Genomic DNA, 24,278 nt, shown 5'->3' on the forward strand with positions numbered 1-24,278 from the left:
ATGATGAAGCCCGGTATGTCCGGGCGCGGTCAGGCGAGGCTGCGCTGCCTCAGCGTCTGCACGAGGTCGCCGGCCGGAAGAGGTCTGCTGTAGAAATAGCCCTGGTGTTCGTCGCAACCGAGGTCGTGCAGGACCGCGAGCTGCTCCTTTGTCTCGACACCTTCGGCCACGACGCGCAACGCAAGGGCACGCGCCATGTTGACGATGGCTGCGACGATGGCGGTATCGCTGGCATTCTTGCCGAGGTCACGTACGAAAGATTGGTCGATCTTCAGGATGTCGATCGGGAGGGTCTTGAGGATGGATAGCGAGGAATAGCCGGTGCCAAAATCATCGATGGCAATCGTGATGCCGCTCTCGCTGATTTCGCGCAGGACCGATGTTGCCTTTTCGGTATCGGTAATGACCAGCGACTCGGTAATTTCGAGCTGGATGCTGGACGGCGGGACTTGCTGCCTGCGCAGCTCGCGCTCGATGATGTCCGGCAGGTCGGCATAAATCTGCGGGATGGCGACATTGACCGCAATCGGTAACGTCGGCATCGGCATGCCTTCGTCGCGCCAGCGCCTGGCTTGCGCACAGGCGGCCGCGATTACCCATTCACCGATCGAAACCAGCATGCCGGTTTCGGATGCGGCCGGGATGAATTGCCCGCCGCTCAACAGTCCAAGCCGCGGATGGTGCCAGCGCAGCAAGGCTTCGACGCCGGCGACGCGCCCGGTGCGCGCTTCGATCTTCGGCTGGTAGTACAGCTCGAACTCTTCGTTTTCGAGGGCGTGCTGGAGTTCCTGTTCCAGCCGGCATCGTTCGAGCATGCGCGCATTCAGGTCCTCGTGGAAGAACTGGACGGTGCCGCGCTGTTCCTGCTTGGCGTGATACATCGCAAGGTCTGCGCTGCGCATCAGGGTCTGCATGGTCGAGCCGTCCTGTGGAAACAGGCTGATGCCCACGCTGGCCGAGGTCTTGATGGATTGCGAGCCCAGCAGGAACGGCTGGTCGACGGTCGCAATGATCTTGCGCGCCACTTCGGCGGCCGCCGTGTAATTGGGCAAGGCTTCCATCAGTACCACGAACTCGTCGCCGCCCAGCCGGGCGACGATATCCGACTCGCGCACAGAACCGCAAATGCGGTCGGCCACCTGCAGCAGGAGATCGTCACCCGCATCGTGGCCGAGGCTGTCATTGATGCTCTTGAACCGGTCGAGGTCAAGGAAGAGCAGCGCCAGCCGCTGGCCGTAACGATTGGCCATGGCGATCGCGTGCTCAAGGCGTTCGGTCAGGGAGCGCCGGTTCATCAATCCGGTCAGGGGATCGCGTGTCGCCAGGTCGTGCGCACGCGCCTCGGCCTGGCGGCGTTCGAGGATCTCGCTTTCGAGCGCGGCATTGATGCGTTTCAGGTCGCGCATCTGCTGCACCTGCAGGTCGCGATTCATCAACGCAAGCTCTTCCTTCTGGAACTCAAGCTGGAGGTTTTTCTTGGCCAGTTCGATGAACACGGCGATCTTGCTGTGCAGGATCTGCGGAATGACCGGACTGATCAGGTAATCCGCCGCTCCATGCTGGTATCCGCGCAGGCGATTCATTTCATCCGCGTAGTAGGCGGTAATGAAAATGATCGGCACCGATGCCGAGCGCGGATGCGAGTGTATGGTTTGCGCGGTTTCAAATCCGTCCATGCCGGGCATGCTGACGTCGAGGAGAATGACTGCGAAATTGTGATCGAGGACCGCGCGCAGTGCTTCAGCACCGGAGGTCGCGGTGATCACCTCATACTCATCGGCCTGCGGGGCATTGACCAGCAAGGTTTTGAGCGCGAGCAGACTAGGCGGGTGATCGTTAACGAGAAGGATTTTTGGTCTAAGCAATTGGGTCATCTCTCGAGCCCATGGGAGGGCGTCATATATTCATGTCCTGATGCATTAGGCGAGGGCATGGCGTAGGGGCATTGCTTGTGAATGCCAGGCGCTGGTATCCGTCAGGAAAAATTGCGCAGCAAAAAGTTTTGCCGGCGTCTTGCGCCAAGTCCCCTTAGAAAGATGAAAATGCTCAATGTTCCCTGCAGAAGCAGGAAATATCGGACCTGAAACGAGAGAAAAAGAGGAAAGATTTCCCTGCTGCAGCAAAATCGATCGATGACGATGCAGAAGGGAAATTCTGGCCGGTTCAGCGGATGCGGCCGGGACTGAGTTGCACGGGATCAGCGCCAAACGCAGCGATGCCGGATGGCAAGGGAAGTCCGCGCAACATGGCGGCGTACAGTTCGCCCGCCGCGGCGGAAGATTGTATCCCGTATCCGCCCTGGCCGGCGGCCCAGAAAAATCCGGGCAGTTTCCGGTCGAAGCCTCCGACCAGGCTTCCGTCGGCGACAAAGGAGCGCAGGCCGGCCCAGACATGGCGCGGCCGTCTGATGGTGAGCGTGGTCATGGTCTCGATACGGTCGATCGCCTGCGCGATGTCGAGTTCTTCCGCCTGCACATCATGCGGCTCGACCGGATCGGCATTGGCCGGCGATCCGAGAAGCAAACCCGCATCCGGTTTGACGTAATAAGTTTCGTCGACGCCGATGAACATCGGCCAGCGGGTGGTGTCGAGCCCTTCCGGCGGTGCAAATGTAAATGCGGAACGACGCTTCGGCACGAGGCCGATCGGAGCCGCACCCGCCATGGCGCCGATCACGTCGCACCACGCGCCTGCGGCATTGACCACGACCGGTGCTTCGTAGGCTTCTGTGCCTGCAGCGACGCGCCATTTGCCGTCAGCGTATGCGATGGCCGACACCGACGCATTGCACTGCACCAGCCCACCTGCCGCACGCAGGCCGCGGAGATAGCCCTGATGCAAGGCGTGGACATCGATATCGGAAGCATCGGGTTCATACACGGCGCCAAGTACGCACTCCCGGCGCAGCGCGGGCACCAGGTCGCAAGCTTGTGCGGCATCGAGCCGTTGCGCGTGACTGGATACCGATCTTACGATGGTGTCGTGTTCGGCGAGCAGTGCCTCCTGGCCTTCGGCAGCCACCATCAGCGCGCCGCGCGGCGTAAGGATGGGATGATCGGTAAACCCGGCAGGCGGATTCTCGAAGAATGCACGGCTGGCGCAGGTGAGCGCACGTACTTGCGGCGGGCCGTAACTTTCAAAGAAGAGGGCGGCGGACCGCCCGGTGCTGTGGTAGCCGGGCTGGCTCTCCTGTTCGAGCAGGATGACGCGCGCGTGCGGCGCGAGCCAGTAGCCGATGGCTGCGCCGGCAATGCCGCCGCCGATGATGAGGTAATCCGAGGATGTTCCTGTCATGAGTGTGTTGTCGTAATGTTCAGGATGCCGCTGCAAGGAAGCGCTGGTCGCCGGCCAGCTTGAAGACGTTCACTGCCCGGGACAGTTCGCCCGCCTGGTTCTGCATCGCGTCTGCTGCGGCTGCTGCTTCTTCCACGAGGGCAGCATTCTGCTGGGGGACCGAATTCATCCGGGTGGTTGCCTGGTTGCTCCGTGATGGAATTTGCCTCATTGCGGGTATGTCACCAAAATGTTTTCGTGCAATCCACTGTGGAATATAACGCCTGTTGTATCCTTCGTGCACACGTCGCCTATCGAAGAGTTGACACAAGCCGCTTCCCTGGGCGAGCATCTTTTCTCCCGCATCCGGCGCAGAAAGACCGCGCCTCCGCAACATTGCTTCTCGTATTACATGGCACTTATCCTGATCGTCGAAGACAACCCTGCGAATATGAAACTCGCTGTGCTCGTCCTTTCCAGCGCGGGTCACCGGGCACTGCAGGCGACCACTGCGCAGGAGGGCATCGCGTCCGCGATGAAGGAGAAGCCGGATATCATCCTGATGGATATGCAATTACCCGACATGGATGGCATCGAGGCGACGCGCATCCTCAAGGCAGCTCCGGAAACGGCGCACATCCCCGTCATTGCAGTGACAGCCTCGGCCATGAAGGGTGACAAGGAGCGCGTGCTGGAAGTGTGTGACCGGTATGTCGAGAAACCGATCGACTACAAAAAGCTCATCGCCGAGGTCGCGGACTGTTTCGCAGCGTCCGGCCGGTAGGCGCCATTCCATTACCCAGAGGCGGGCGAACCGTCCCGCACTCATCCACAGCTTAATCTTATGGAGATCGGCGGCTAAGCAAGTCGCCGGTTACTCTTCGGCCGTCGGGTTGATGGGTTTGAACGGCTTGCGGAAATGCTTCACGAGGAAGTCGATAAACGCGCGGGTGCGGATGGATTGGTTGCGCCGGCTGGGGTAATAGACAAACAGGTCCGCGGACGGTAGCGTGAATTCCGGAAGCACCACCCTCAGCCTGCCGCTTTCTATGTATTTCGCCAGGTCCCACTCGGAGCGAATCAGGATGCCGTGTCCGTCCAGCGCCCAGCCGAGCACGATGTCGCCATCGTTGCTCGACAGCGCGCCATGCACCTTGATGGCTTCGCTGTGTTCGCGCTGCATGAAGCGCCAGATCCCATGGGCATCGTCGTTTTGCCGGTGGATGATGCAGCGATGATGGGCCAGATCGGCGAGGCTTGCCGGCATCCCGTGCCGCTTGAGGTAGGCGGGTGACGCGCAAAGGAAGCGCCGGTTCGACATTAAACGCCGCGCATTCAGTCGTTTGTCAGGCAGCGCGCCAAAGCGGATCGCAAGATCAAAACCGCTCTCCACAAGGTCAACCGGCCTGTCCGTCACTTCAACCTGCACTTCGACTTCCGGATACTTCTTTGCAAATTCGGAAACGAGCGGTGCGATCGTCGTGCGGCCAAAACCCAGTGTCGCGTTGACCCGCACCAATCCGCGAGGCGTCGTACGTGCGGACGTGACTGCCTCCTCCATCTCTCCTATCTCATCGAGAATGCGCGTCGCGTGGGCGAGAAATGTTTCGCCTTCGCTCGTCAGGCTGAGGCTGCGCGTTGTGCGGTTGACAAGCCGGACGCCGAGCCTGCTTTCCAGCTGCGCAAGCCGCTTGGTCGCTGCGGCAGGCGTCAAGTCGAGCGCTCGGGCTGCAGCGGACAAGCTGCGGTGCCGGGCAATCAGGACAAAGAACTCCAGGTCAGCCGAGATATGTGTTTTCACTTCAATTCATAATTCAATTGAGTTTCAGTTAATTCTAGCCGTCTTTTTCACGATTAACCTAGCGTCTCCCAGCCATTGCATCCACGCACCGCGATGCCCTTCAGGAGATAAGCATGAGAATCGTCGAAATCCGTGAAAAAACCGTCCCCATCAGCGCGAACATCCGCAACGCCTACATCGACTTCAGCAAGATGACGCTGAGTCTCGTTGCGGTCGTGACCGACGTCATCCGCGACGGAAAGCCAGTGGTGGGCTACGGGTTCAATTCCAATGGACGGTACGGGCAGGGCACATTGATGCGCGAACGATTCATTCCCCGCCTGCTTGACGCGAAGCCCGACAGTCTCGTCGATGACACCGGCAAGAACCTCGACCCGGAGAAGGTCTGGAACACCATGTTTACCAACGAAAAGCCGGGCGGCCACGGCGAGCGGTCGGTGGCGATCGGCACCATCGATATGGCAGTCTGGGATGCGGTGGCGAAGATCGAGGGAAAACCGCTGTTCCAGTTTCTTGCCGACCGCTACGGGAATGGCCGGCCCAATCGCAAGATTTTCGTCTATGCCGCGGGCGGGTACTACTATCCGGGCCAGGACCATGAAAAGCTGAAGGACGAGATGCGCAGCTATATCGACCGCGGCTATACGGTGGTGAAGAAGAAGATCGGCGGCGCTTCGCTCGATGAGGATTTGCGCCGTATCGACGCCATCCTCAGCGTTCTGCAGGATGGACAGAAGCTCGCCGTCGATGCCAACGGGCGCTTCGACCTGGACACGGCGATCAAATATGCGAAGGCGCTGTCGCAGTACGACCTGTTCTGGTACGAAGAGCCGGGCGATCCACTCGATTTCGAACTGCAGGCGGCGCTGCGCAACTACTATGACAAGCCGATGGCGACCGGCGAGGATTTGTTCTCGATGCAGGATGCGCGCAACCTGATCCGTTACGGCGGCATGCGTCCGGACCGCGACTGGCTGCAATTCGACTGCGCGTTGAGCTACGGCCTGGTCGAATATCTTCGCACACTGAAGATGCTGCACCAGCACGGCTGGTCGCCGAGTCGCTGCATTCCCCACGGCGGTCACCAGATGTCGCTCAATATCGCTGCCGGCCTCGGACTGGGCGGGAACGAATCCTATCCCGACCTGTTCCAGCCGTACGGCGGTTTCCCGGACGGCGTGAAAGTGGACAACGGCTATATCACGATGCCTGACCTGCCGGGCATCGGCTTTGAAGGGAAGGCCGACCTCTTCGCTGAAATGCAGAAGCTGTCAGCCTGATTTTTACGCCTTTTCTTGCGGCTCGTAGCGCATGCACTCCGTGTTCACGGTCTCGCGGATGATTTCCGCCAGGCGCCGCGTTCCGGGGCCCGCGCTGTCGGGATCGGCGAGCACGAGGTAAAGCTGCGCAAACCTTTCCCCGCCTTCACCCATGGGGAGCGGTTTGAGCGATCCCTCCCGCAATTCCTTGAGGATCTTCTCTTCCGGATACCAGGCAAACCCAAAGCCGCGCCGTGCCGCCTCGATCGAGGTGGCGGCATGGCTGACCGTCCACCGTTGTGTAACGTCCAGGGCGGCCTTGGTATCCCGGCGCGTGCCGGATTCGCGGATCACGAGATGGCGGTGATGGCGCAAATCCTCCATCGTGACATTGCGCCCCAGGTGGTGCAACGGATGCGAGGGGCTCGCAACCGGGATGAATCGCGGCCGCATCAGCGGGATGCCGAGGAATCCCGGCGGCACCATATTCGAAATGACAAGGTCCGCCGCACCGGTCAGCAGCGCCTCCGAGGTCCCCGCCAGGACTGACTCGATCAGTTCGATACGCGTGTGCGGGCTTTCCTTCCCCAGCTTGTCGAGGCAGTCCAGCAGCAGCCAGGTCGGGAAGATGATCTCGGCCGCAATCCGTATTTCCGCCTCCCAACCTGCCGACAGGCGGCGCGCCGCGCGTTCCAGTGCACTTGACTCGTCCAGCAGGGCGCGCGCACGCCGGTACAGGAACTGCCCGGTCGGCGTCAGGATCGCCTTGCGCCCTTGGATCTCGAAAGCCTTCACACCAAGCAAGGACTCGATTTTCTGCACTGCATAGGTCACCGACGACTGGCTCTTGTGCAAAACCTCCGCCGCCTGCGCGTAGCCGCCTGTATCGACGACAGCAATCAGCGTGCGCCATTGCTCCAGAGTGATGTACTGGTTTTCCATTTATCAGTTCAATAGATAGTTTGACGCTAATTATTCTACTTTTTTATCGGTTCATTCAATAGTTAAATACGCATACCAACTTCACACAAGGAGAAATCGATGAAAACCCTGCTCCAACTGAATTCCAGCCTGTTTTCCGGTAACGGCCAATCCAGCCGCCTGTCCAATGAATTCGTTGCCGCCTGGCGCGAAGCCAATCCGGAAGGCAAGGTCATCACCCGCGACCTCGCCGCCGATCCTGTGCCGCATCTCGACGGACAACGTTTCGGCGCTTTCCTGGCCAAACCGGAAGACCGGACCGCTCAGCAGCAGGCTGTCGTCGATTTTTCCGATGCGCTGATCGATGAGCTGCGCAATGCCGACGTCATCGCCCTCGGCCTGCCGATGTACAACTTCGGCGTGCCGTCGACGCTCAAGGCGTATTTCGATCACATCGCCCGTGCCGGCGTGACCTTCCGCTACACCGAGACCGGTCCGGTCGGTTTGCTGACAGGGAAAAAGGTTTATGTCTTCGCTGCCCGCGGCGGCATGTACCAAGGCACGCCGTCGGACACGCAAACCGGCTATGTGCGCGATTTCCTGCGCTTCATCGGCCTGTCGGATGTCGAATTCGTTTATGCGGAAGGCCTGGCGATGGGCGAAGAGAGCAAGCAGGCAGGCCTGGCCAAGGCGGAAGACGTCATCCGCCAACTCTCCGCCCCGCTGCGCGAAGCGGCCTGAATCGTCTAACATCCAAGCACTAACCGGAAGAAACTGCCATGACCACAACGACCGTCACCACCCGCACGCTGCAACGCGTGATCGAAGGCCTCGCCACCTCCGACGGCGCCGGCGTCAAGCTGCGCCGCAGCCTCGGGCAGGGGCAGGGCAGCCGTCTTGACCCGTTCCTGATGCTGGACGAGTTTTCCTCGGACAATCCGGGCGACTACATCGCCGGTTTCCCGCCGCACCCGCACCGCGGCTTCGAGACCGTCACCTACATGCTCGACGGCCATATGCGGCATGAGGATCATCTCGGCAACGTCGGCGAGCTGAAGAACGGCGGCGTGCAGTGGATGACGGCCGGCCGCGGCATCGTGCACTCGGAGATGCCGCAGCAGGAAGAAGGGCGCATGCGCGGTTTCCAGTTGTGGATCAACCTGCCGGCGAAGGAAAAGATGAAGCCGGCTGGTTATCGTGATATTCCGCCTGCGGAAATTCCAGTGGCGGCGCTGGTGGATGGCGGCACGGCGAAGGTCATTGCCGGCACCCTGCGCATCGATGGCAAGGACGTGGCCGGCCCGATCCAGGGACTGAGCACGGAGCCGCTCTATGTGGACGTGGTCTTGCCGGCGGGCGCAGTGTTTTCGCATCCGCTGGGCAAGCACCTGAATGCCTTCCTCTATGTCTACGAAGGCAGTGTGAAGATCGGGGATGCCGAGGCGCCTCGTCCGCTGAAGTCGCAAAGCGCAGGATTCCTGTCGCCTGGAGACCAGGTGGAAGTTCGTGCGGATGCAGGCGGCGCGCGCTTCCTGTTGCTTGCGGGACGTCCGCTGAAGGAACCGGTCGTGCAGTACGGCCCCTTCGTGATGAATACCGTCGAGGAAATCGAACAGGCGATCACGGACTTCCAGAGCGGCAAATTCACGCAAGCGGCGGCTTGAGCGGATAATGGGCAGGAACTGACAACAAGGAGACTGCCCATGACCTTCGCACTCATCAAGCCGCACACCAAGGACCTCGGCGGCGGTTTCATGGTTCGCCGGCTGCTGCCGAGCCATCCGCACAAGATGGTCGGCCCGTTCATTTTCTTCGATCACATGGGACGCGCCGATTTCGCGCCCGGCGACGGACTCGACGTGCGCCCGCATCCCCACATCGGACTGGCGACGGTCACCTACCTGTTCGAGGGCGCGATCATGCACCGCGACTCGCTTGGTACCGTGCAGGAAATCCATCCCGGCGACGTGAACTGGATGACGGCCGGCGACGGCATCGCGCATTCCGAGCGTTCGCCCGATGCGGTGCGCCGGTCCGGCGGCGGGCTGGAAGGCATCCAGATCTGGATTGCGTTGCCTAAAGAGCATGAAAAAGTAGAGCCTTCCTTCGAACATCATCCTGCCGCCACGCTGCCGATGATTGCCGCGGACGGTCTGAACCTGCGCCTGATCGCGGGCAGCGCGTTCGGCATGACCTCGCCGGTCACGACCTTTTCCCCCATGTTCTACGCGGCGCTCGAGATGGAGCAGGGCGTCCGGTTCGAATTCCCTTCCGAGTATGCGCAGCGCGCGCTCTACCTTGCGCAAGGATCGATCGAGATCGACGGCGCCCCGCTCGCGGAAAGGCACATGGCCGTGCCGAGCAGCGCCCAAACCCTTACAATAGAGGCAAAAACACGGGCGCGCGTCATGCTGCTCGGCGGTGAACCGATCGACGGCGACCGCTATATCTGGTGGAATTTCGTTGCGAGCAGCAAGGAGGCGATCCAGGAAGCGAAGGAACGCTGGCGCGCGCAAGGATTCGGCAAGGTGCCGGATGAGACCGAATGGATTCCCTTGCCGGACGAACCGAAGCCGGCAGAGTCTTTCAGCTAAAATCCATGCCTTGCTTCAACTGGGACGATTCATAATGAACAACACCGGAGACCACAACACGGCTGCAGCCGGCTCCGACAAGATTTTCGATCACGTCGCCACGTCGCTTCTGCCGACGAAGCACGGCGAGTTCCGCATCCATGTCTACAAGCCGCTCGGCGAATCGGTCGAGCACGTGGCCATCGTCAAGGGAGAGCTCAAGGGGCAGGAAAAGGTATTGGTGCGCGTGCATTCAGAATGCCTGACCGGGGATGTGCTCGGTTCGCTGCGCTGCGATTGCGGCGAGCAGCTCGACGCGGCACTGGCGAAGATTGCGAACGAAGGATTGGGCGTCGTCGTTTATCTGCGCGGCCATGAGGGCCGGGGCATCGGCCTGGCGAACAAGATCCGCGCCTACCAGTTGCAGGACCAGGGACAGGATACGGTCGAGGCGAACCTCGCGCTCGGCCTGCCGGTCGATACCCGTGATTACCAGGTCGCGGCGCAGATCCTGGATGACCTCGGCGTCCGTTCCGTTCGCCTGATGACCAACAATCCGAAGAAGATGAAGAAGCTCGCGGACCATGGCATCAAGGTCGACGAGCGTGTGCCGGTCCTTACTGCGCATACGCCGCACAACATCGGCTATTTGCGCACCAAGCAGCAGAAGCTGGGACATATGCTCGATTTCGAGCAGGAGTGATTCTCCATTCCCCTCTCCCGCAGGCGGGAGAGGGGCTAGGGGTGAGGGTGGTTGCGCAACCTCCTCCGGTCTTGGCAACACCCCTCATCCCCAACCCTTCTCCCGCCTGCGGGAGAAGGGAGCGCAATTCCGATCCACCGTCTCGCATGTCATGTCACCACTTAAGCGTATCGTTCTGGCCATCGTTGCAGCCTCATTCGCTGCGACCACTCACGCCGCCGACCCCATCAAACTCGGCATGATCGAAGGCGTATCCGGCTCCTTCGCGAACGCCGGCAACGCAGTAGTCCGTAACATCCAGCTCGCAATCGAGAACGTCAACGCACGCGGCGGCGTCCGTTTGCCGGACGGCGCGCATCCTCTGGCACTCGCCACTTACGACAGCAAGCAGGGCGTCGAAGAAGCCTTGATCGGCCTGCGCCAGATGGCCGACCAGCGCGTCGGCTTCATCCTGCAGGGCAACAGTTCCGCGGTAGCGGCGGCGCTCATCGACGGCATCGAAAAGCACAACCAGCGCACGCCGGACCAGCGCATGCTGTTCCTGAACTATTCCGCCGTCGATCCCGCGCTGACCAACGAAAAGTGCAGCTTCTGGCACTTCCGCTTCGACGCCAATGCCGATATGCGCATGCACGCACTGACCGAAGTGATCAAGGGCGACACCAGCGCAAGGCGCGTCTACCTGATCGGCCAGGACTACAGTTTCGGCCAGCAACTGGCGCGTTCGGCGCGTGCGCAACTGGCAAGGAAGCGCCCGGACATCGCCATCGCCGGCGACGAACTGCACCCGATCGGCAAGATCAAGGACTTCACGCCTTACATCGTGAAGATCAAGGCCAGCGGCGCGGATACCGTCATCACGGGCAATTGGGGCAACGACCTGACGCTGCTGGTGAAGGCGGCGAAAGAAGGCGGGCTGAACGCAAAGTTCTATACCTTCTATGGAAACGGGCTGGGCGCACCCGCAGCCATCGGCGAAGCCGGCGTCGGGCGCGTGCGTGCGGTGGCGGAATGGCATCCGAATACCGGACAGGGCATCAAGAGTTCCGCCAGCGATGACTTCTACAAGGACTTCCGCAAGCGCTATCCGGCGCCGGAAGACGATTACGTGCACCTGCGCATGCATCTCATGATCGACATGCTGGTTGCCGCCATCGAGAAAGCGAAGTCCACCGAGGCCGCCGCCGTCGCGAAGGCACTGGAAGGCGCGCGCTACAAGAACGCCTTCCACGAAGCGGTGATGCGCGCGGACGATCACCAGTTGCTGCAGCCCCTCTACGTCTCGGTGATGCGCAAGGTGGCCGACGGTTCGGTACGCTTCGACAATGAAGGCAGCGGGTACGGCTTCAGGACCGAACGCTATCTCTCACTGGCCGACACGACCTTGCCGACCAGCTGCAGGATGAAGCGCGTCGAGTGAGCAGTTCAGTTCGCTCGTGCGGGATCTTGTTGTTCGGGTTGAGCGAGAGGAGCTGGAGGCGGTCCGGATGGCGCGCAGGCCATTTCTTCGTGACGGGGAATCCGGAAAGTCCGGTCATGCAGGCTCTGTGAAGTATCGCCAAAGCCGATCAATATAAACCTTCGCGATTTCCCTGCAGGATGCCTGGCAAATGGTCAGGCCACGACAGGAAGACCGCGGCATTCGAACTGCTTCCTGACCCTGTCGATCAGGGCCTCGGTCGGAACAGGTGTGTCGGCAAGCTGGTACTTGCGGTCCAGTTCCTTCCACTTGTTTTCACCCATCTTGTGGAATGGCTGGATTTCGACGCGCTGGACATTTTTCAAGGTTGCGACAAAGTCGGCGAGCGCCTCGACGTCGAGCAGGTCGTCGGTGTGGCCGGGCACCAGCACATGGCGTATCCAGACCGGCTTGCCCATGCGATCGAGACGGCGGGCGAAGTCGAGCGTGGGCTGGAGATCGATGCCCGTCAACGCGCGGTGCTTGACCGGATCCATGTGCTTGATGTCCAGCAGCACGAGGTCCACCGGGTCGAACCACGCATCGGGAATGCGGCCGGCAAGGGCGCCGTTGGTGTCGAGCGCCGTGTGCAGGCCGAAGCGTCGCTTGACCTGCCTGAAGACCTCTCCGGTGAAGTCCGGTTGCAGCAACGGCTCACCGCCGCTGATGGTCAGGCCGCCGGTGCGGCGGTAGATGGCGGCATGGCGGCCGACGTCCTCGACGACTTCCTCTGCCGTCTCCCGCTGGCCGTCGCGCATCGTCCAGCTGTCGGGATTGTGGCAGTACAGGCAGTGCATCCTGCATCCGGCGGTAAAGAGCACGTAACGCAGGCCGGGACCGTCGGCTGCACCGAAGGTCTCGACCGCATGGACGAAGCCGCCCGCCCCGGCACAGTGCTCGGGACGGAACAGAATGCTGTGGAGCGGCGAGTCGCCCATTGATGTCAGGCCCGTTCGTGGAAGGTGCGGCCCAGCGCCGCCTTTTCAATTCGTGCTGCCTTTTCGACTACTGCAGCTTCAACAACCGTGTTCATGATCGAATCTCCTGAATGCGCCGATTCGACACGGCGTGCGGGAGCGAGTTCCAGCGGGAATGCATCGCCGGGCAGCGCATGCCGTTACAATAGTCGCAATGGGCCGTGCGCATTCCGGCCGCTTTCACTCACGAGGAGTAGCAAGTTGCTTAGCCCCAATCACATTACGGCCGAACGCTTTGACGATGCCGTCGACGCGCTGCGGCGCATTCGCGAGATTTACGATTCCAGCATCACGCACCTGCGGACCCATTTGCAGCGATTCGTCAACGGCGAGCACCTGCCGTCACGGGTGCGGGCCTGCTATCCCTATGTGCGTATCCAGACCGAGACCGTGGCGCGCGCCGATTCCCGTCTGTCGTATGGCTTCGTTGCGGGGCCGGGCACCTTCGAGACCACGGTCACGCGGCCGGACCTGTTCGAAAACTACTACACCGAGCAACTGCGGCTCCTGCTGAAGAACCACAGCCAGAACCAGGAGGTGCAGATTGAAGTCGGCGTGAGCGCGCAACCGATCCCTGTCCACTTTTCATTCGCGCAGGACGACCATATCGAGGGCAGTATGACCGCCGAACGCCGTCTCGCGCTGCGCGACCTGTTCGACCTGCCTGACCTTGGCGCGATGGACGATGGCATCGCCAACGGCACGCACGAGCCGCCGCCCGGCGAAGCGCAGCCGCTGTCGCTGTTCACGGCGCCGCGCGTGGACTACTCGCTGCACCGCCTGCGCCATTACACGGGAACGGCGCCGGAGCATTTCCAGAACTACGTGCTGTTCACCAACTACCAGTTCTACATCGACGAGTTCGTCCGTCTCGGGCACGAGATCATGAACCGTGTTCCCGATCCGGATGCGCCGGCCGACGAGGATCACTACATTGCCTTCGTGGAGCCGGGCAACGTGATCACGCGCCGCGTCGGCGAAGCAGTGCAGGCGGGCGACGACCTGGGCAAGGCTCCGCCGCGATTGCCGCAGATGCCGGGCTACCACCTGATCCGTGCCGACGGCAGCGGCATCACCATGGTCAACATCGGCGTCGGGCCGGCAAATGCGAAGACCATCACCGACCACATTGCCGTGCTGCGCCCGCATGCATGGATGATGCTCGGTCACTGCGCGGGACTGCGCAACACGCAGCAGCTCGGCGACTATGTGCTGGCGCACGGCTACGTACGCGAGGACCATGTGCTGGATGAAGACCTGCCGCTGTGGGTGCCGATCCCGCCGCTGGCGGAGATACAGGTTGCGCTCGAATCGGCGGTGGCGGAAGTGACGCAGCTGAAGGGCTACGACCTCAAGCGCGTGATGCGCACCGGCACGGTGGCCAGCACCGACAACCGCAACTGGGAACTGCTGCCGCAGCGCACGCCGGAGCGCCGCTTCAGCCAGAGCCGCGCGATTGCCCTGGACATGGAAAGTGCAACGATCGCCGCCAACGGCTTCCGCTTCCGTGTTCCGTACGGGACCCTGCTGTGCGTGAGCGACAAGCCGCTGCACGGGGAGATCAAGCTGCCCGGCATGGCCAACCAGTTCTATCGGGAGCGCGTGGACCAGCATCTGCGCATCGGCATCCGCGCGGTGGAGCTGCTGCGTCGCAAGGGGGTGGACAAGCTGCACAGCCGGAAGCTGCGCAGCTTTGCCGAGGTGGCGTTCCTCTAGTGTCCTGAGTCAGAAATTCGTTGAAGAAAAGCGATGAAATGGACGCCATGCACCGTCGCAAATCCTCGCGATAGGCCCCGCTATCGCTGCGGTTTGCGGCGGCACCTGACGCCCATTGCATCACTTTTCTTTCTCAACGAACTTCTGACTCAGGACACTAGCTAACCTTCAGACGGAGGACCGTGATCCTGTCGCAGCGCCCTTCGATGGCAAGGGCGCCGACGTAATCCTTGCCGACGGGCAGGTCTACCGTTGTCCAGTCCTCGGCTGCGGTCCGTGGCGGAGGCAGGCGCAGCCAGCCCGAGGGGCGCCTGTCGCATTCCACGGCATACGCGCGCAGCGGCAGGGCGACGCCCATGCCGGTCGCTTTCGAGATGGATTCCTTGCGGCTCCAGCAGCGTACCGTGGCCACTTTGCCGTCGGGCATACGCCGCAGCGCGGCGATCTCGTCGGGATGAAGTCCGGCGGCGAGATCATGGTATTCCTGCGTCGCGTTCGTCAGTTCGACGTCGATACCCACACGGGGGAATCGCGACACGGCGACCCATACCTGGCTGCCGGCATGGCTGACATTGCAGCCGACCGTGCATCCCGGCAGTTCGGGCTTTCCCCAGGTATTGCTGCGGATGACCTGTGCCGGATCCATGCCGCCGTAATGCACGGCGACCCGGCGCAGCATCGTTCGCCCAAGCAGGTTGCGAATACTGTCTTCCTGGCGCGGGAAGCGGGCGGCGCGGGCATGCTCGTCCTGCAGGGTATTTTTCAGAGCGAAGGAATGCAGCGCCGTCTGGTGGCGCCAGTCGAAAGAAAGACCGATGCAGATGGCACTGCCTTCGGTCAGCGCAGGATAGTCGAGATCGAGCGGGGAGTTGGCGTCGACCTTCAGATCAATCGGAGCGCTTATGAGCGGTGAGGCTGCAGGCATCGTTTTTTCGGAGCGCATTGTCACACGGCAATAATACGGCAGATTCGCACGCGCCGCGCATCGCGTTGCGGCGACATCTGTGGTGCGCCGCCGCATTTCCCACAATCAGATCGCCATATAGCGGCCCGGCTTGTGGTTCACGGCCAGCGTCAGGTTCAGCATCGCTGCCCCAAGGAGCGAAATGGCCACCGACGTCATTGAAATCATCGGAATCGAAAGCATGAGAATGGTTGCATCGAGTCCGAGCTGCACGAGGCCGGCGCGCAAGCCGTAACGCTCCTGCAGGTAAAGGACGAGCACATTGATGCCGCCGAGGCTTGCACGATGGCGGAACAGCACCAGCAGGCCGACACCGCACAGCAGGCCGCCCATGATGGCGCCGTACAGCGGATTGAGCGTCTCCATCGAGAACACGAGCGGCAGCAGTTCAGAGAAGGCGGACAGCAGTCCCACCGCGGCAAAGGTCTTCAGCGTGAATTTCCAGCCCATCTTTTTCACTGCGAGGAAGTAGAAGGGCACGTTGATGGCGAAGAAGAGCTTGCCGAAGCTCATGCCGGTGAAATAGTGGAGCAGGAAGGCGATGCCGACGGTGCCGCCGGTGATGAGGTGCGCCTTGCCCAGCATGGCCACGCCGAGCGATACAAGCAGGGTGCCGGTCAGCAGTGCCTGCATGTCGTCGAACAGGGTGTGCTGCTGCAGTCGCGTTGTCTGACCGGACTCGCGGTCGTGCTGGTCGATCATCGCGGGCAGGGTTTGGGCGGGTACGGCACCTGGCAGGGCGGCCGCAGCTTGTCGATTGTGCATGGTCATGGAATCGGTATGGGATCGCGACATCTTATGGATATCGGATCGACCACAAAGGTTAATGTGCGCGCAAGCTTAATCCACTCGCGCCGCGAATTTTATTGACCTCGATCAAGAATTTCAAACCATGTGCGGCGGAGAGCGCATGCAGCGAATTTATAACTTCGGATGAGAAGCATTCATTTGAATGATTGTTCGGGGCCAATTACCATTTTCCGCAGATTGATCGGCGTGCAAGAACGCATTCCAACGATCCGTCGATTTCATCATTTTTCAGAAAGTACCCCATGGATTTCGAGTTTTCACCGCGTGTCCTGCAGCTCAAGCGGCAGCTGCAGGATTTCATGGACAACTACGTGGTGCCGAACCTGCCGCTGTGGCGCGAGGAAATCGGTGACGGCCTGCAGCATCCGCAATGCATGGAGGACCTGAAGGAGATCGCGAAATCGGAGGGCTTGTGGAACCTGTTCCTTCCTGCGCTCGAAAAGGAGCATGGCGGGCAAGGACTCTCCAACCTCGAGTACGCGCCGCTGGCGGAAATCATGGGCCGCGTGCACTGGGCGTCCGAAGCATTCAACTGCAGCGCGCCGGATGCGGGCAACATGGAACTGCTGCACATGTTCGGCAGCGAAGCGCAGCGCGAACGCTGGCTCAAGCCGTTGCTCGACGGCCGCATCCGTTCCTGCTTTGCAATGAGCGAGCCCGATGTCGCATCTTCCGATGCGACGAATATCCAGCTGTCGATCCGGCGCGAAGGTGATGAATACGTGATCAACGGCCGCAAGTGGTTCATCTCGGGGGCGGCCCATCCGTTGTGCCGTTTCGCGATCGTGATGGGCGTGACCGACCCGGATGCGGAAGTGCATCGCCGCCAGAGCATGGTGATCGTGTCCTTCGACACCCCGGGCCTCAAGGTGGTGCGCAATATTCCGGTGATGAACCACAGCTTCCCCGGCGGGCATTGCGAAATGGTTTTCCGCGACGTACGCGTCCCTCGCGGCAATCTCATCCACGAGGAAGGCGCCGGCTTTGCGATTGCGCAGGCGCGTCTCGGTCCCGGACGCATCCACCACTGCATGCGCTCGATCGGACAGGCTGAACTCGCGCTCGAACTCATGTGCGAGCGCGCAGCCGATCGCAGGACATTCGGCCGCTACCTGCACCAGCACGCGAACGTCGCCGAATGGATCGCGCTGTCCCGCATGGAGATCGAGCAGGCACGCCTGCTGGTGCTCAAGACCGCGTGGATGATCGACCAGTATGGTTCCAGGGGCGCGGCGCGCGAGATCGCGATGATCAAGGCGATCGTGCCGAAGCTGCACACGACAATCTGCGACCGCGCGATGCAGGTGTTCGGCGCGATGGGACTCAGCCCCGATACGCCGCTGGCGGAGTTGTGGACGTGGGGAAGGGTGCTGCGCATCGCGGACGGTCCCGACGAGGTGCATCTGCGCACCGTGGCGCGGCAGGAGATGGACGCGGCGGCGGAAAGGCGCGGCGCCACTTTGCCCTACATGAATACGCCGGATTCCGTTTGACACTAGAATGATTGGCATTGCTTGCACAAGGCCCAGCATTGCCCCATTCGGTGTCATGACCCTTTCCAGTCCAGAACAGTCCGGCGTCACCGGCATCCCCGCGCTCTCCGTCCCCCTGTTGTCGCTTGCCGCCTTCGGCAGCGGCATCTCCCTGCGCGTCACCGATCCGATGCTGCCGCAGCTGGCGCAGGAGTTTTCCGTTTCGCTGGGCGATGCCTCCAATGTCATCACGGTGTTCTCGATCGCCTACGGCCTGTCGCAGCTGTTCTTCGGACCCGTCGGCGACCGGTATGGCAAGTACCTTGTCGTGGCCTTCGCTACGCTCGCATGCGCGCTGACTTCGCTGTTCTGCGCGCTGGCACCCGGCTTCGTTCCACTGATCGCTGCGCGGCTGACAGCCGGTGCGACTGCGGCAGCCATCATCCCGCTGTCCATGGCATGGATCGGGGACGTCATTCCCTACCACCAGCGGCAGCCGGTGCTCGCACGTTTTCTCATCGGTCAGATCCTCGGGCTGGCAACAGGCGTGCTGATCGGCGGACTTGCAGCGGATGCGGGGAACTGGCGCCTGCCGTTCTTTTTCGTGGCCGGCGTCTTCCTGCTCGTCAGCCTCGCCCTGTTCGCCCTGAACCGCCGCCTTCCGGCCGGGGCGCGCATTGTGCGCCGTACGGAAGGCGCCGTGGTGGCGCGCATGGCCGGCGAGTTCAGGCACATACTCGGACTGCCGTGGGCGCGCAAGGTGCTGCTCACGGTCTTCCTCGAAGGAGCGTTCCTGTACGGCGCCTTCGCCTTCATCGCCTCGCACATGCACCACACCTACGGCATGTCGCTGACCTTGTCGGGCGCGCTGGTCATGCTGTTCGGATTGGGCGGATTCGTGTTTGCGGTGGCATCGGCGACGCTGGTGCGAAAGCTGGGTGAAGTCGGCTTGTCCCTGTGGGGTGGCGTGTTCGTTGCGCTCGCGCTGCTTGCCACGGGACTTGCGCCTGTATGGTGGTGGGCGATCGGCGGATGCTTCGGCGCCGGTCTCGGGTTCTACATGTTGCACAACACGCTGCAGATCAATGCCACGCAGATGGCGCCGGAGCGGCGCGGTGCGGCGGTGTCCGCGTTCGCGTCGTGTTTCTTCCTGGGACAGTCTGTTGGTGTGGGCATTGCCGGCATGCTCGTCGGGCGCCTCGGGACCTCGAATGTGATGCTGGTTGGCGCAGTCGGTGTGCTCGCCGTTGCAGTTCGTTTCAGTTTGAAGTTGAAGACGCGTCCTGCGCGTCAATAACAAGATTCAAGGAGACATACGCATGAATGACAATCCACGTCCGCTGTGGACGCCCGGTCCTGCCCGTATCGAAGCGAGCCGCATGAACGACTACATGCGTTGGCTCGCACGCGAGAAGAAGGTCAATGTCGACAGCTATGAGGCCCTGTGGCAATGGTCGGTGGATGAACTCCCTGCATTCTGGGAATCCATCTGGCAATACTTCGACATCAGGAGCAGCGCGCCATACGAACGCGTTCTGGATGCGATGAAGATGCCCGGCGCCAGATGGTTCGAAGGCAGCCGCCTCAACATCACCGAGCAAGTCTTTCGTTTCCATTGCCAGGGAGAGGATGGCGAACGGCCCGCAGTCATCGGCAAGTCCGAGCTCCGGCCAACGGTCGAACTGTCGTGGAATGCGCTCCGCCGCCAGATCGCTTCCGTTGCGAATGCACTGCGCGGCATGGGCGTCCAGCCAGGCGACCGCGTCGTTTCCTATCTGCCGAACATTCCCGAAACCGTGGTGGCGTTCTATGCCTGCGCCAGCATCGGCGCCATCTGGTCGAGCTGCTCGCCCGACATGGGAACGCCGAGCGTGCTCGACCGCTTCGGGCAGATTGCGCCGAAGGTCTTGCTGGCGGTCGACGGCTATCGCTACGGCGGCAAGGATTTCGACCGGCTGGAGGTGGTGAAGGGACTGGTGAAGGCCTTGCCCAGCCTGGAGCATGTGGTGCTGTTGCCTTACCTTGACAAGGAGGCGCGGCTCGATGGCGCGCATTCCTGGCAGGAACTGCTGCAGCATGACACCGGGATGCGCTTCGAGCCGCTGCCGTTCGACCATCCCTTGTGGGTGGTCTATTCATCCGGCACCACCGGCATGCCGAAACCGATCGTGCACGGGCAGGGCGGTGTGCTGATCGAGAGCCTGAAAGGACATGGGCTGCATAGCGGCCTCGGCGAGCAGGACAGGTTCATGTGGTTCTCGACGACCGGCTGGATCATGTGGAATTCGCAGGTGACCGGTCTCCTGCTTGGCGCCACGATCGCGATCTACGACGGCAATCCCGGATATCCGGATCTCTGCACCCTCTGGAAGTTCGCGGAGGAGGCTGACCTGACCGTGTTCGGCGCCGGGGCGGCATATTTCGCCAACTGCATGAAGGCCGGGATCGAACCGCGCAAGCTGGCGAAGCTTGACCGCCTGCACACGGTCGGCTCGACCGGCTCGCCGCTGTCTGCGGAGGCGTTCACCTGGATCTACGACCAGCTCGGTCCGGATATCCTGCTCGCCTCCATCAGCGGCGGGACCGATATCGCCGCCGCCTTCGTCGGCGCTTGCCCGATCCTGCCGCTTTATGCGGGAGAAATGCAGTGCCGCTGCCTGGGCATCGCGGTGTACGCGATGGACGAGGCGGGGCGGCCGGTGGCCGACGAGGTCGGCGAACTGGTCGTGACCAAGCCCATGCCTTCCATGCCGCTGTATTTCTGGAACGATGCGCAGGGCCTGCGCTACCGCGACAGCTATTTCGACATGTATCCGGGCTGGTGGCGTCATGGCGACTGGCTGCGCATCACGCCGCGCGGCGGGGCCATCATCTATGGGCGCTCGGATACCACCATCAACCGCCACGGCATCCGCATGGGCACGAGCGAAATCTACCGTGTCGTAGAGGCCATGCCGGAAATCCTCGACAGCCTGGTGGTCGATCTGGAATACCTCGGAAGGGAGTCCTACATGCCGCTGTTCGTCGTGCTGCGCCCGGGCGTAACGCTCGACGAGACGCTGAAGGCACGGATCGCCGATGGCATCCGGACGGCGCTCTCCGCGAGACATGTGCCGAACGACGTGTTCGCGGTGATGGAGATTCCGCGCACATTGACGGGAAAGAAGATGGAACTGCCGGTCAAGAAACTTTTGCTCGGCATGAAGGTCGATGAAGTAGCGAACCCGGATGCGATGAGCAACCCGGGCAGCCTTGGATTTTTCGTGGAGTTCGCACGGCACCGGGAGGCGTGACATGCAACAGGACCAGGACTGGCACACCGAAGCGTACAAGGGCATGGAGGTGCATGTGACCGCGCTTCCGAAGGACGGACGAGGCAAGGCCTGGGACTACACGGTGCGCGTCACGCAACCCGGGGACGATTCCTCGTCCGAAGGCGAACTCGCCGCCGAATCCGGCGACGATAACGATTTTCCTTCGGAAGAGGCGGCGGTCGAGGCCGGTTTCATGCGCGGCTACTCGATGGTCGACGCGATGTTTCAGTAGCGCTCCGCAATTTCAGATCGTTTCCAGCCCAGGCAGCCCTGCCAATGATTCTGACCTGGTCTGTCCCATCATGTTGCATTTTCTGAATTGCAGGAATTGCAGCGTCTTATTTACAGGAATGGACGGGCGGAATTTGTCCTGAAATTGATCCAGGATAAGTTTGTGGTTGCGTTTCTGCGTGGCACATAGATTGCATATGATGGATTCTCGTCTTGATCCAGGATAAAAATCGTATCCCTGGATCGACGTTCACGGCCCCAGCCCCGCCGAGAGACGACACCGCCGCGAAGGTGCAAGGCGATGTCGTCGGCAGTTCTGCCGGAGCACCGTCCGGCATCACCGCGCGCCACCTCGACAATCACACTGGGAGCATAAAAAAATGACATACCTGACATGGTCCGGCGACCTCGCCGTGGGCAACAGCTTTATCGACGGCGATCATCAGAAGCTGATCGACATGGTCAACCGTCTTCACGCCCTGATGGCGGAGGGGAAGGGCAAGGATGTGCTCGGCAAGGTATTGCATAACCTGATCACCTATACGCAAGAGCATTTCCGCCGCGAGGAAGAGTTGATGCGCAAGATCCGCTTCCCGGGACTGGCCGATCACAAGGCCGAGCATGAAAAGCTGCTCGCGCAGGTCCTCGAACTCCAGGCGAAATTCGAAAGCGGCGCGGCAACCCTGTCAATCCAGGTACTGCACTTCCTGCGCGACTGGCTGATCAACCACATCGGCAAATCGGACAAAGAACTGGCGCTCGCGACACACGATACGGCGCATTGAGAAAAGACCGGCCGCCCAGGCCGGTTTCAGTTGGATGACGCAGTGTTGGCGCTCGCGGCCCGGCGGGAGGGTTCGGTCAACGCAGCCAGCGGCTGTTCGACCCATCGATGGAACGCAGCGCCAGCCGCGATGCTTGCCAGCCACGCAATGACGACGCCGGCAGCCTGCAGTTCGGGCACGGCCGGCGCAAAACGTGTAAAGGCGGCGTTCACGACGAGGCATACCGGGAAGTGCACAAGGAATACCGCATAGGAGATGCGTCCGAGGTACGCAACCGGTCGCGCGTCCTGTAATGGAAGGCGAACGATTCCCCGGCAGGCAGGCACGAGCAGCAGGGCTGTGCCAAGCGCAACCGCGATGCGGCTGCGGAACTCAAGGTCGAGGGCGAGACCGCCCAGCAGCAGGATCAGTCCGGACAGGAGCAGCACCCGGAAGGGGGTGTGGACACGTTCGGATGCCCACCAGGCAAGGGCTCCGAGCCCATAGCTGCCGAAAAAGTAGGGTGCCCATGCGTCCCAGGACGAATCAAGGTTGAAATACAGCAGCGATGCGGCGGTGCAGGCAGCCACCAGGGCAGGCGCAATCCAGGCGGATATCCGGGGATGCGCCGAGACATGCAGGACAAGCGTCATCATCACGAACAGCTGGAAATCGATGGCGACGTACCACGCGCCGGCGGAAATCGACTCGACTCCCAGCACACCATGCAGCAGGAATGCATGCGCCAGGAGCTGGCCGAGGCTCGGCATTGCCGAGATGGAGTCATGCGTCATCCACTGGGCAGCAAGCGCCGATGCTGCCACCGCGAGCAGCATCGCCGCCATGAATGGGGGCGCAAGCTTGATGAAACGCCGCACGATGGCATCAACCGGGGCAAGCACTGCCGTGTTCTTCGCTGACAGCGACCGCGCGGCAAGGAATCCGCCCATTGCCAGGAATGCATGCACGGCGATGCGCGCCTGCGATTCCAGCCATTCGAAGACTTCCGGCATCACCGGCCGCGCGATGTCCGCCATCGGGCCGTAAAAGGCAAGATGGTGCAGGACGATCAGATTGCAGGCAATCGCCTTGAGCAGGTCGAACACACGGAAATGCATATGCGACAGGGATAGGGGGCGTTAAACCGGCTATTTTCGCATGCCTTGCCCGCATATCGCTGCGGCAATCATTGTCAGGCGCTTGCCGGCGCTTGTTTTTCGATGGCCGCGTTGATTTCCGCACCGAACAGCAGCACGGCCGAAGAGATAAAGAAATACAGCAGCAGCACGATGATGGCGCCAATGCTGCCGTATGTCGCGTTGTAGTCGGCAAAATTGGTCACATAGAGCTTGAACCCGAGCGAGGCCGCCACCCAGACTGCCACGGCGAGCAGTGCGCCGGGGGAGATGAAGCGGAACTTCTGTCTCACGTCCGGCGCAACGTAATAGATGATCGCGACGGCCAGCGTGAGGATGAACAGGGCGACCGGCCAGCGCAGCCACGCCCAGAGCGTCACGAAAATCTGTTCCAGCCCGATCCGCTGCGCTACCCACTGGACGGCCTGGGGACCGATCGTGAGGAGGGCGGCGGCGGCGATCATCATGGCGGCCAGTCCGATCGTGTAGAACAGCGACAAGGGATACAGCTTCCATGCCGGGCGGCTTTCCCGGACGTCGTAGGCGACATTGAGTGCATTCATGGTGGCCCTGACCGCCGCCGAGGCCGACCATAGCGCAACAATGACGCCAAGGGAAAGCAGTCCGCCTTGTTCCTTTTGCAAGTCGGCGATGACCTTGTTGACCTGCCCGGAGGCTTCCGGCGGCAGCATCATTTGCGAATGCTGCCGCAACCAGTCGAAAAAATCCTCGAGCCGAAGGAAGCCCAGGAGGGCGATCAGGAAAATAATGAAGGGAAAAAGTGAAAAAAATACCTGGTAAGCGAGTGCCGAAGCATAGGTGCTCATGTCATCGTCAAGAAAGTCGTTGAACGCCTTCCTAACCAGTTTCGTCACGCTCACTCCGCGCATTTCCGGTATTCCCAT

23 protein-coding genes and 1 pseudogene are annotated in these 24,278 nt (G+C 61.5%); 13 read left to right on the top strand and 11 right to left on the bottom strand.

Features of this window, described 5'->3' with window-relative positions:
* Positions 1 to 29 precede the first annotated feature (29 nt).
* The 3 genes from AC3WOY_RS25060 to AC3WOY_RS25070 form a co-directional block, all read right to left on the bottom strand.
* On the bottom strand, positions 30 to 1,874 hold the full coding sequence (locus AC3WOY_RS25060) for a putative bifunctional diguanylate cyclase/phosphodiesterase (protein ID WP_492428786.1): 1,845 nt from the start codon (positions 1,872 to 1,874) through the stop codon (positions 30 to 32).
* A 289-nt stretch (positions 1,875 to 2,163) separates the two neighbouring features.
* Entirely contained in the window at positions 2,164 to 3,294 is a 1,131-nt protein-coding gene (locus AC3WOY_RS25065) for an NAD(P)/FAD-dependent oxidoreductase (RefSeq protein ID WP_492428788.1), read from the bottom strand.
* Between the two features lie 19 nt (positions 3,295 to 3,313).
* Entirely contained in the window at positions 3,314 to 3,463 is a 150-nt protein-coding gene (locus AC3WOY_RS25070; RefSeq protein WP_492428790.1) for a hypothetical protein, read from the bottom strand.
* A gap of 222 nt (positions 3,464 to 3,685) precedes the next feature.
* Here AC3WOY_RS25070 and AC3WOY_RS25075 point away from each other — a divergent pair, with 222 nt between their 5' ends.
* Positions 3,686 to 4,057 (top strand): response regulator, encoded by a 372-nt coding sequence (locus AC3WOY_RS25075; protein WP_492428792.1) that lies wholly within the window; start codon positions 3,686 to 3,688, stop codon positions 4,055 to 4,057.
* A 90-nt stretch (positions 4,058 to 4,147) separates the two neighbouring features.
* Here AC3WOY_RS25075 and AC3WOY_RS25080 read toward each other — a convergent pair whose 3' ends face one another.
* Positions 4,148 to 5,074: a LysR family transcriptional regulator gene (locus tag AC3WOY_RS25080; protein WP_492428794.1), complete on the bottom strand. Its 927-nt coding sequence runs from the start codon at positions 5,072 to 5,074 to the stop codon at positions 4,148 to 4,150.
* Between the two features lie 113 nt (positions 5,075 to 5,187).
* Here AC3WOY_RS25080 and AC3WOY_RS25085 point away from each other — a divergent pair, with 113 nt between their 5' ends.
* Positions 5,188 to 6,354, top strand: a complete 1,167-nt coding sequence (locus tag AC3WOY_RS25085; protein ID WP_492428796.1) for a mandelate racemase/muconate lactonizing enzyme family protein — start codon at positions 5,188 to 5,190, stop codon at positions 6,352 to 6,354.
* A gap of 3 nt (positions 6,355 to 6,357) precedes the next feature.
* Here the strand turns inward: AC3WOY_RS25085 and AC3WOY_RS25090 are convergent, their stop codons facing one another.
* Entirely contained in the window at positions 6,358 to 7,275 is a 918-nt protein-coding gene (locus tag AC3WOY_RS25090; RefSeq protein ID WP_492428798.1) for a LysR family transcriptional regulator, read from the bottom strand.
* A gap of 99 nt (positions 7,276 to 7,374) precedes the next feature.
* On the opposite strand from AC3WOY_RS25090, the gene AC3WOY_RS25095 reads away from it, so the two are divergent.
* The 5 genes from AC3WOY_RS25095 (at position 7,375) to AC3WOY_RS25115 (ending at position 11,950) form a co-directional block, all read left to right on the top strand.
* Entirely contained in the window at positions 7,375 to 7,995 is a 621-nt protein-coding gene (locus tag AC3WOY_RS25095; RefSeq protein ID WP_492428800.1) for an FMN-dependent NADH-azoreductase, read from the top strand.
* A 38-nt stretch (positions 7,996 to 8,033) separates the two neighbouring features.
* A complete protein-coding gene (locus tag AC3WOY_RS25100; RefSeq protein WP_492428802.1) occupies positions 8,034 to 8,918 on the top strand; it encodes a pirin family protein in 885 nt (294 codons plus the stop codon).
* Positions 8,919 to 8,957: 39 nt separating this feature from the next.
* A complete protein-coding gene (locus tag AC3WOY_RS25105) occupies positions 8,958 to 9,848 on the top strand; it encodes a pirin family protein (protein ID WP_492428804.1) in 891 nt (296 codons plus the stop codon).
* 34 nt (positions 9,849 to 9,882) lie between these two features.
* Entirely contained in the window at positions 9,883 to 10,530 is a 648-nt protein-coding gene (gene ribA / locus AC3WOY_RS25110; RefSeq protein ID WP_492428806.1) for a GTP cyclohydrolase II, read from the top strand.
* A 151-nt stretch (positions 10,531 to 10,681) separates the two neighbouring features.
* Positions 10,682 to 11,950: a branched-chain amino acid ABC transporter substrate-binding protein gene (locus AC3WOY_RS25115; RefSeq protein WP_492428808.1), complete on the top strand. Its 1,269-nt coding sequence runs from the start codon at positions 10,682 to 10,684 to the stop codon at positions 11,948 to 11,950.
* A 22-nt stretch (positions 11,951 to 11,972) separates the two neighbouring features.
* On the opposite strand, the pseudogene AC3WOY_RS25120 reads toward AC3WOY_RS25115, so the two are convergent.
* Positions 11,973 to 12,068, bottom strand: a pseudogene (locus AC3WOY_RS25120) (glutathione S-transferase); the annotation flags it as partial.
* A gap of 76 nt (positions 12,069 to 12,144) precedes the next feature.
* Positions 12,145 to 12,927, bottom strand: a complete 783-nt coding sequence (gene pflA / locus AC3WOY_RS25125) for a pyruvate formate-lyase-activating protein (protein WP_492428810.1) — start codon at positions 12,925 to 12,927, stop codon at positions 12,145 to 12,147.
* A 240-nt stretch (positions 12,928 to 13,167) separates the two neighbouring features.
* Here pflA and AC3WOY_RS25130 point away from each other — a divergent pair, with 240 nt between their 5' ends.
* Entirely contained in the window at positions 13,168 to 14,682 is a 1,515-nt protein-coding gene (locus AC3WOY_RS25130) for an AMP nucleosidase (protein WP_492428812.1), read from the top strand.
* Between the two features lie 157 nt (positions 14,683 to 14,839).
* Here AC3WOY_RS25130 and AC3WOY_RS25135 read toward each other — a convergent pair whose 3' ends face one another.
* Complete coding sequence (locus AC3WOY_RS25135; RefSeq protein ID WP_492428814.1) at positions 14,840 to 15,607, bottom strand: 4'-phosphopantetheinyl transferase family protein; 768 nt, start codon at positions 15,605 to 15,607, stop codon at positions 14,840 to 14,842.
* 105 nt (positions 15,608 to 15,712) lie between these two features.
* Positions 15,713 to 16,411: a YitT family protein gene (locus AC3WOY_RS25140; protein ID WP_492428816.1), complete on the bottom strand. Its 699-nt coding sequence runs from the start codon at positions 16,409 to 16,411 to the stop codon at positions 15,713 to 15,715.
* Positions 16,412 to 16,698: 287 nt separating this feature from the next.
* Between AC3WOY_RS25140 and AC3WOY_RS25145 the strand changes: the two genes are divergently transcribed.
* The 5 genes from AC3WOY_RS25145 (at position 16,699) to AC3WOY_RS25165 (ending at position 22,258) form a co-directional block, all read left to right on the top strand.
* Complete coding sequence (locus AC3WOY_RS25145) at positions 16,699 to 17,949, top strand: acyl-CoA dehydrogenase family protein (protein WP_492428818.1); 1,251 nt, start codon at positions 16,699 to 16,701, stop codon at positions 17,947 to 17,949.
* A gap of 55 nt (positions 17,950 to 18,004) precedes the next feature.
* On the top strand, positions 18,005 to 19,225 hold the full coding sequence (locus tag AC3WOY_RS25150) for an MFS transporter (protein WP_492428820.1): 1,221 nt from the start codon (positions 18,005 to 18,007) through the stop codon (positions 19,223 to 19,225).
* 22 nt (positions 19,226 to 19,247) lie between these two features.
* Positions 19,248 to 21,221: an acetoacetate--CoA ligase gene (locus AC3WOY_RS25155; protein WP_492428822.1), complete on the top strand. Its 1,974-nt coding sequence runs from the start codon at positions 19,248 to 19,250 to the stop codon at positions 21,219 to 21,221.
* Position 21,222: 1 nt separating this feature from the next.
* Entirely contained in the window at positions 21,223 to 21,474 is a 252-nt protein-coding gene (locus AC3WOY_RS25160; protein ID WP_492428824.1) for a hypothetical protein, read from the top strand.
* 379 nt (positions 21,475 to 21,853) lie between these two features.
* Positions 21,854 to 22,258 carry a bacteriohemerythrin gene (locus tag AC3WOY_RS25165; RefSeq protein ID WP_492428826.1) on the top strand — a complete coding sequence of 135 codons (405 nt, stop codon included), beginning with the start codon at positions 21,854 to 21,856 and terminating at the stop codon, positions 22,256 to 22,258.
* 26 nt (positions 22,259 to 22,284) lie between these two features.
* Here the strand turns inward: AC3WOY_RS25165 and AC3WOY_RS25170 are convergent, their stop codons facing one another.
* Both AC3WOY_RS25170 and AC3WOY_RS25175 read right to left on the bottom strand, forming a co-directional pair.
* Entirely contained in the window at positions 22,285 to 23,343 is a 1,059-nt protein-coding gene (locus AC3WOY_RS25170) for an acyltransferase family protein (RefSeq protein ID WP_492428828.1), read from the bottom strand.
* A gap of 86 nt (positions 23,344 to 23,429) precedes the next feature.
* Complete coding sequence (locus AC3WOY_RS25175) at positions 23,430 to 24,248, bottom strand: YihY/virulence factor BrkB family protein (RefSeq protein WP_492428830.1); 819 nt, start codon at positions 24,246 to 24,248, stop codon at positions 23,430 to 23,432.
* Positions 24,249 to 24,278 lie beyond the last annotated feature (30 nt).

The sequence above is a fragment of the Noviherbaspirillum sp. FW303-A3 genome (assembly GCF_058788695.1).

Coding starts and splice junctions, on each gene's coding strand:
- AC3WOY_RS25095 (WP_492428800.1), top strand. CDS start 7,375: ATGAAAACCCTGCTCCAACTGAATTCCAGCCTGTTTTCCGGTAACGGC.
- AC3WOY_RS25155 (WP_492428822.1), top strand. CDS start 19,248: ATGAATGACAATCCACGTCCGCTGTGGACGCCCGGTCCTGCCCGTATC.
- AC3WOY_RS25140 (WP_492428816.1), bottom strand. CDS start 16,411: ATGCACAATCGACAAGCTGCGGCCGCCCTGCCAGGTGCCGTACCCGCC.
- AC3WOY_RS25145 (WP_492428818.1), top strand. CDS start 16,699: ATGGATTTCGAGTTTTCACCGCGTGTCCTGCAGCTCAAGCGGCAGCTG.
- AC3WOY_RS25135 (WP_492428814.1), bottom strand. CDS start 15,607: ATGCCTGCAGCCTCACCGCTCATAAGCGCTCCGATTGATCTGAAGGTC.
- AC3WOY_RS25105 (WP_492428804.1), top strand. CDS start 8,958: ATGACCTTCGCACTCATCAAGCCGCACACCAAGGACCTCGGCGGCGGT.
- AC3WOY_RS25115 (WP_492428808.1), top strand. CDS start 10,682: ATGTCACCACTTAAGCGTATCGTTCTGGCCATCGTTGCAGCCTCATTC.
- pflA (WP_492428810.1), bottom strand. CDS start 12,927: ATGGGCGACTCGCCGCTCCACAGCATTCTGTTCCGTCCCGAGCACTGT.
- AC3WOY_RS25160 (WP_492428824.1), top strand. CDS start 21,223: ATGCAACAGGACCAGGACTGGCACACCGAAGCGTACAAGGGCATGGAG.
- AC3WOY_RS25060 (WP_492428786.1), bottom strand. CDS start 1,874: ATGACCCAATTGCTTAGACCAAAAATCCTTCTCGTTAACGATCACCCG.
- AC3WOY_RS25100 (WP_492428802.1), top strand. CDS start 8,034: ATGACCACAACGACCGTCACCACCCGCACGCTGCAACGCGTGATCGAA.
- AC3WOY_RS25070 (WP_492428790.1), bottom strand. CDS start 3,463: ATGAATTCGGTCCCCCAGCAGAATGCTGCCCTCGTGGAAGAAGCAGCA.
- AC3WOY_RS25085 (WP_492428796.1), top strand. CDS start 5,188: ATGAGAATCGTCGAAATCCGTGAAAAAACCGTCCCCATCAGCGCGAAC.
- AC3WOY_RS25165 (WP_492428826.1), top strand. CDS start 21,854: ATGACATACCTGACATGGTCCGGCGACCTCGCCGTGGGCAACAGCTTT.
- ribA (WP_492428806.1), top strand. CDS start 9,883: ATGAACAACACCGGAGACCACAACACGGCTGCAGCCGGCTCCGACAAG.
- AC3WOY_RS25065 (WP_492428788.1), bottom strand. CDS start 3,294: ATGACAGGAACATCCTCGGATTACCTCATCATCGGCGGCGGCATTGCC.
- AC3WOY_RS25150 (WP_492428820.1), top strand. CDS start 18,005: ATGACCCTTTCCAGTCCAGAACAGTCCGGCGTCACCGGCATCCCCGCG.
- AC3WOY_RS25090 (WP_492428798.1), bottom strand. CDS start 7,275: ATGGAAAACCAGTACATCACTCTGGAGCAATGGCGCACGCTGATTGCT.
- AC3WOY_RS25075 (WP_492428792.1), top strand. CDS start 3,686: ATGGCACTTATCCTGATCGTCGAAGACAACCCTGCGAATATGAAACTC.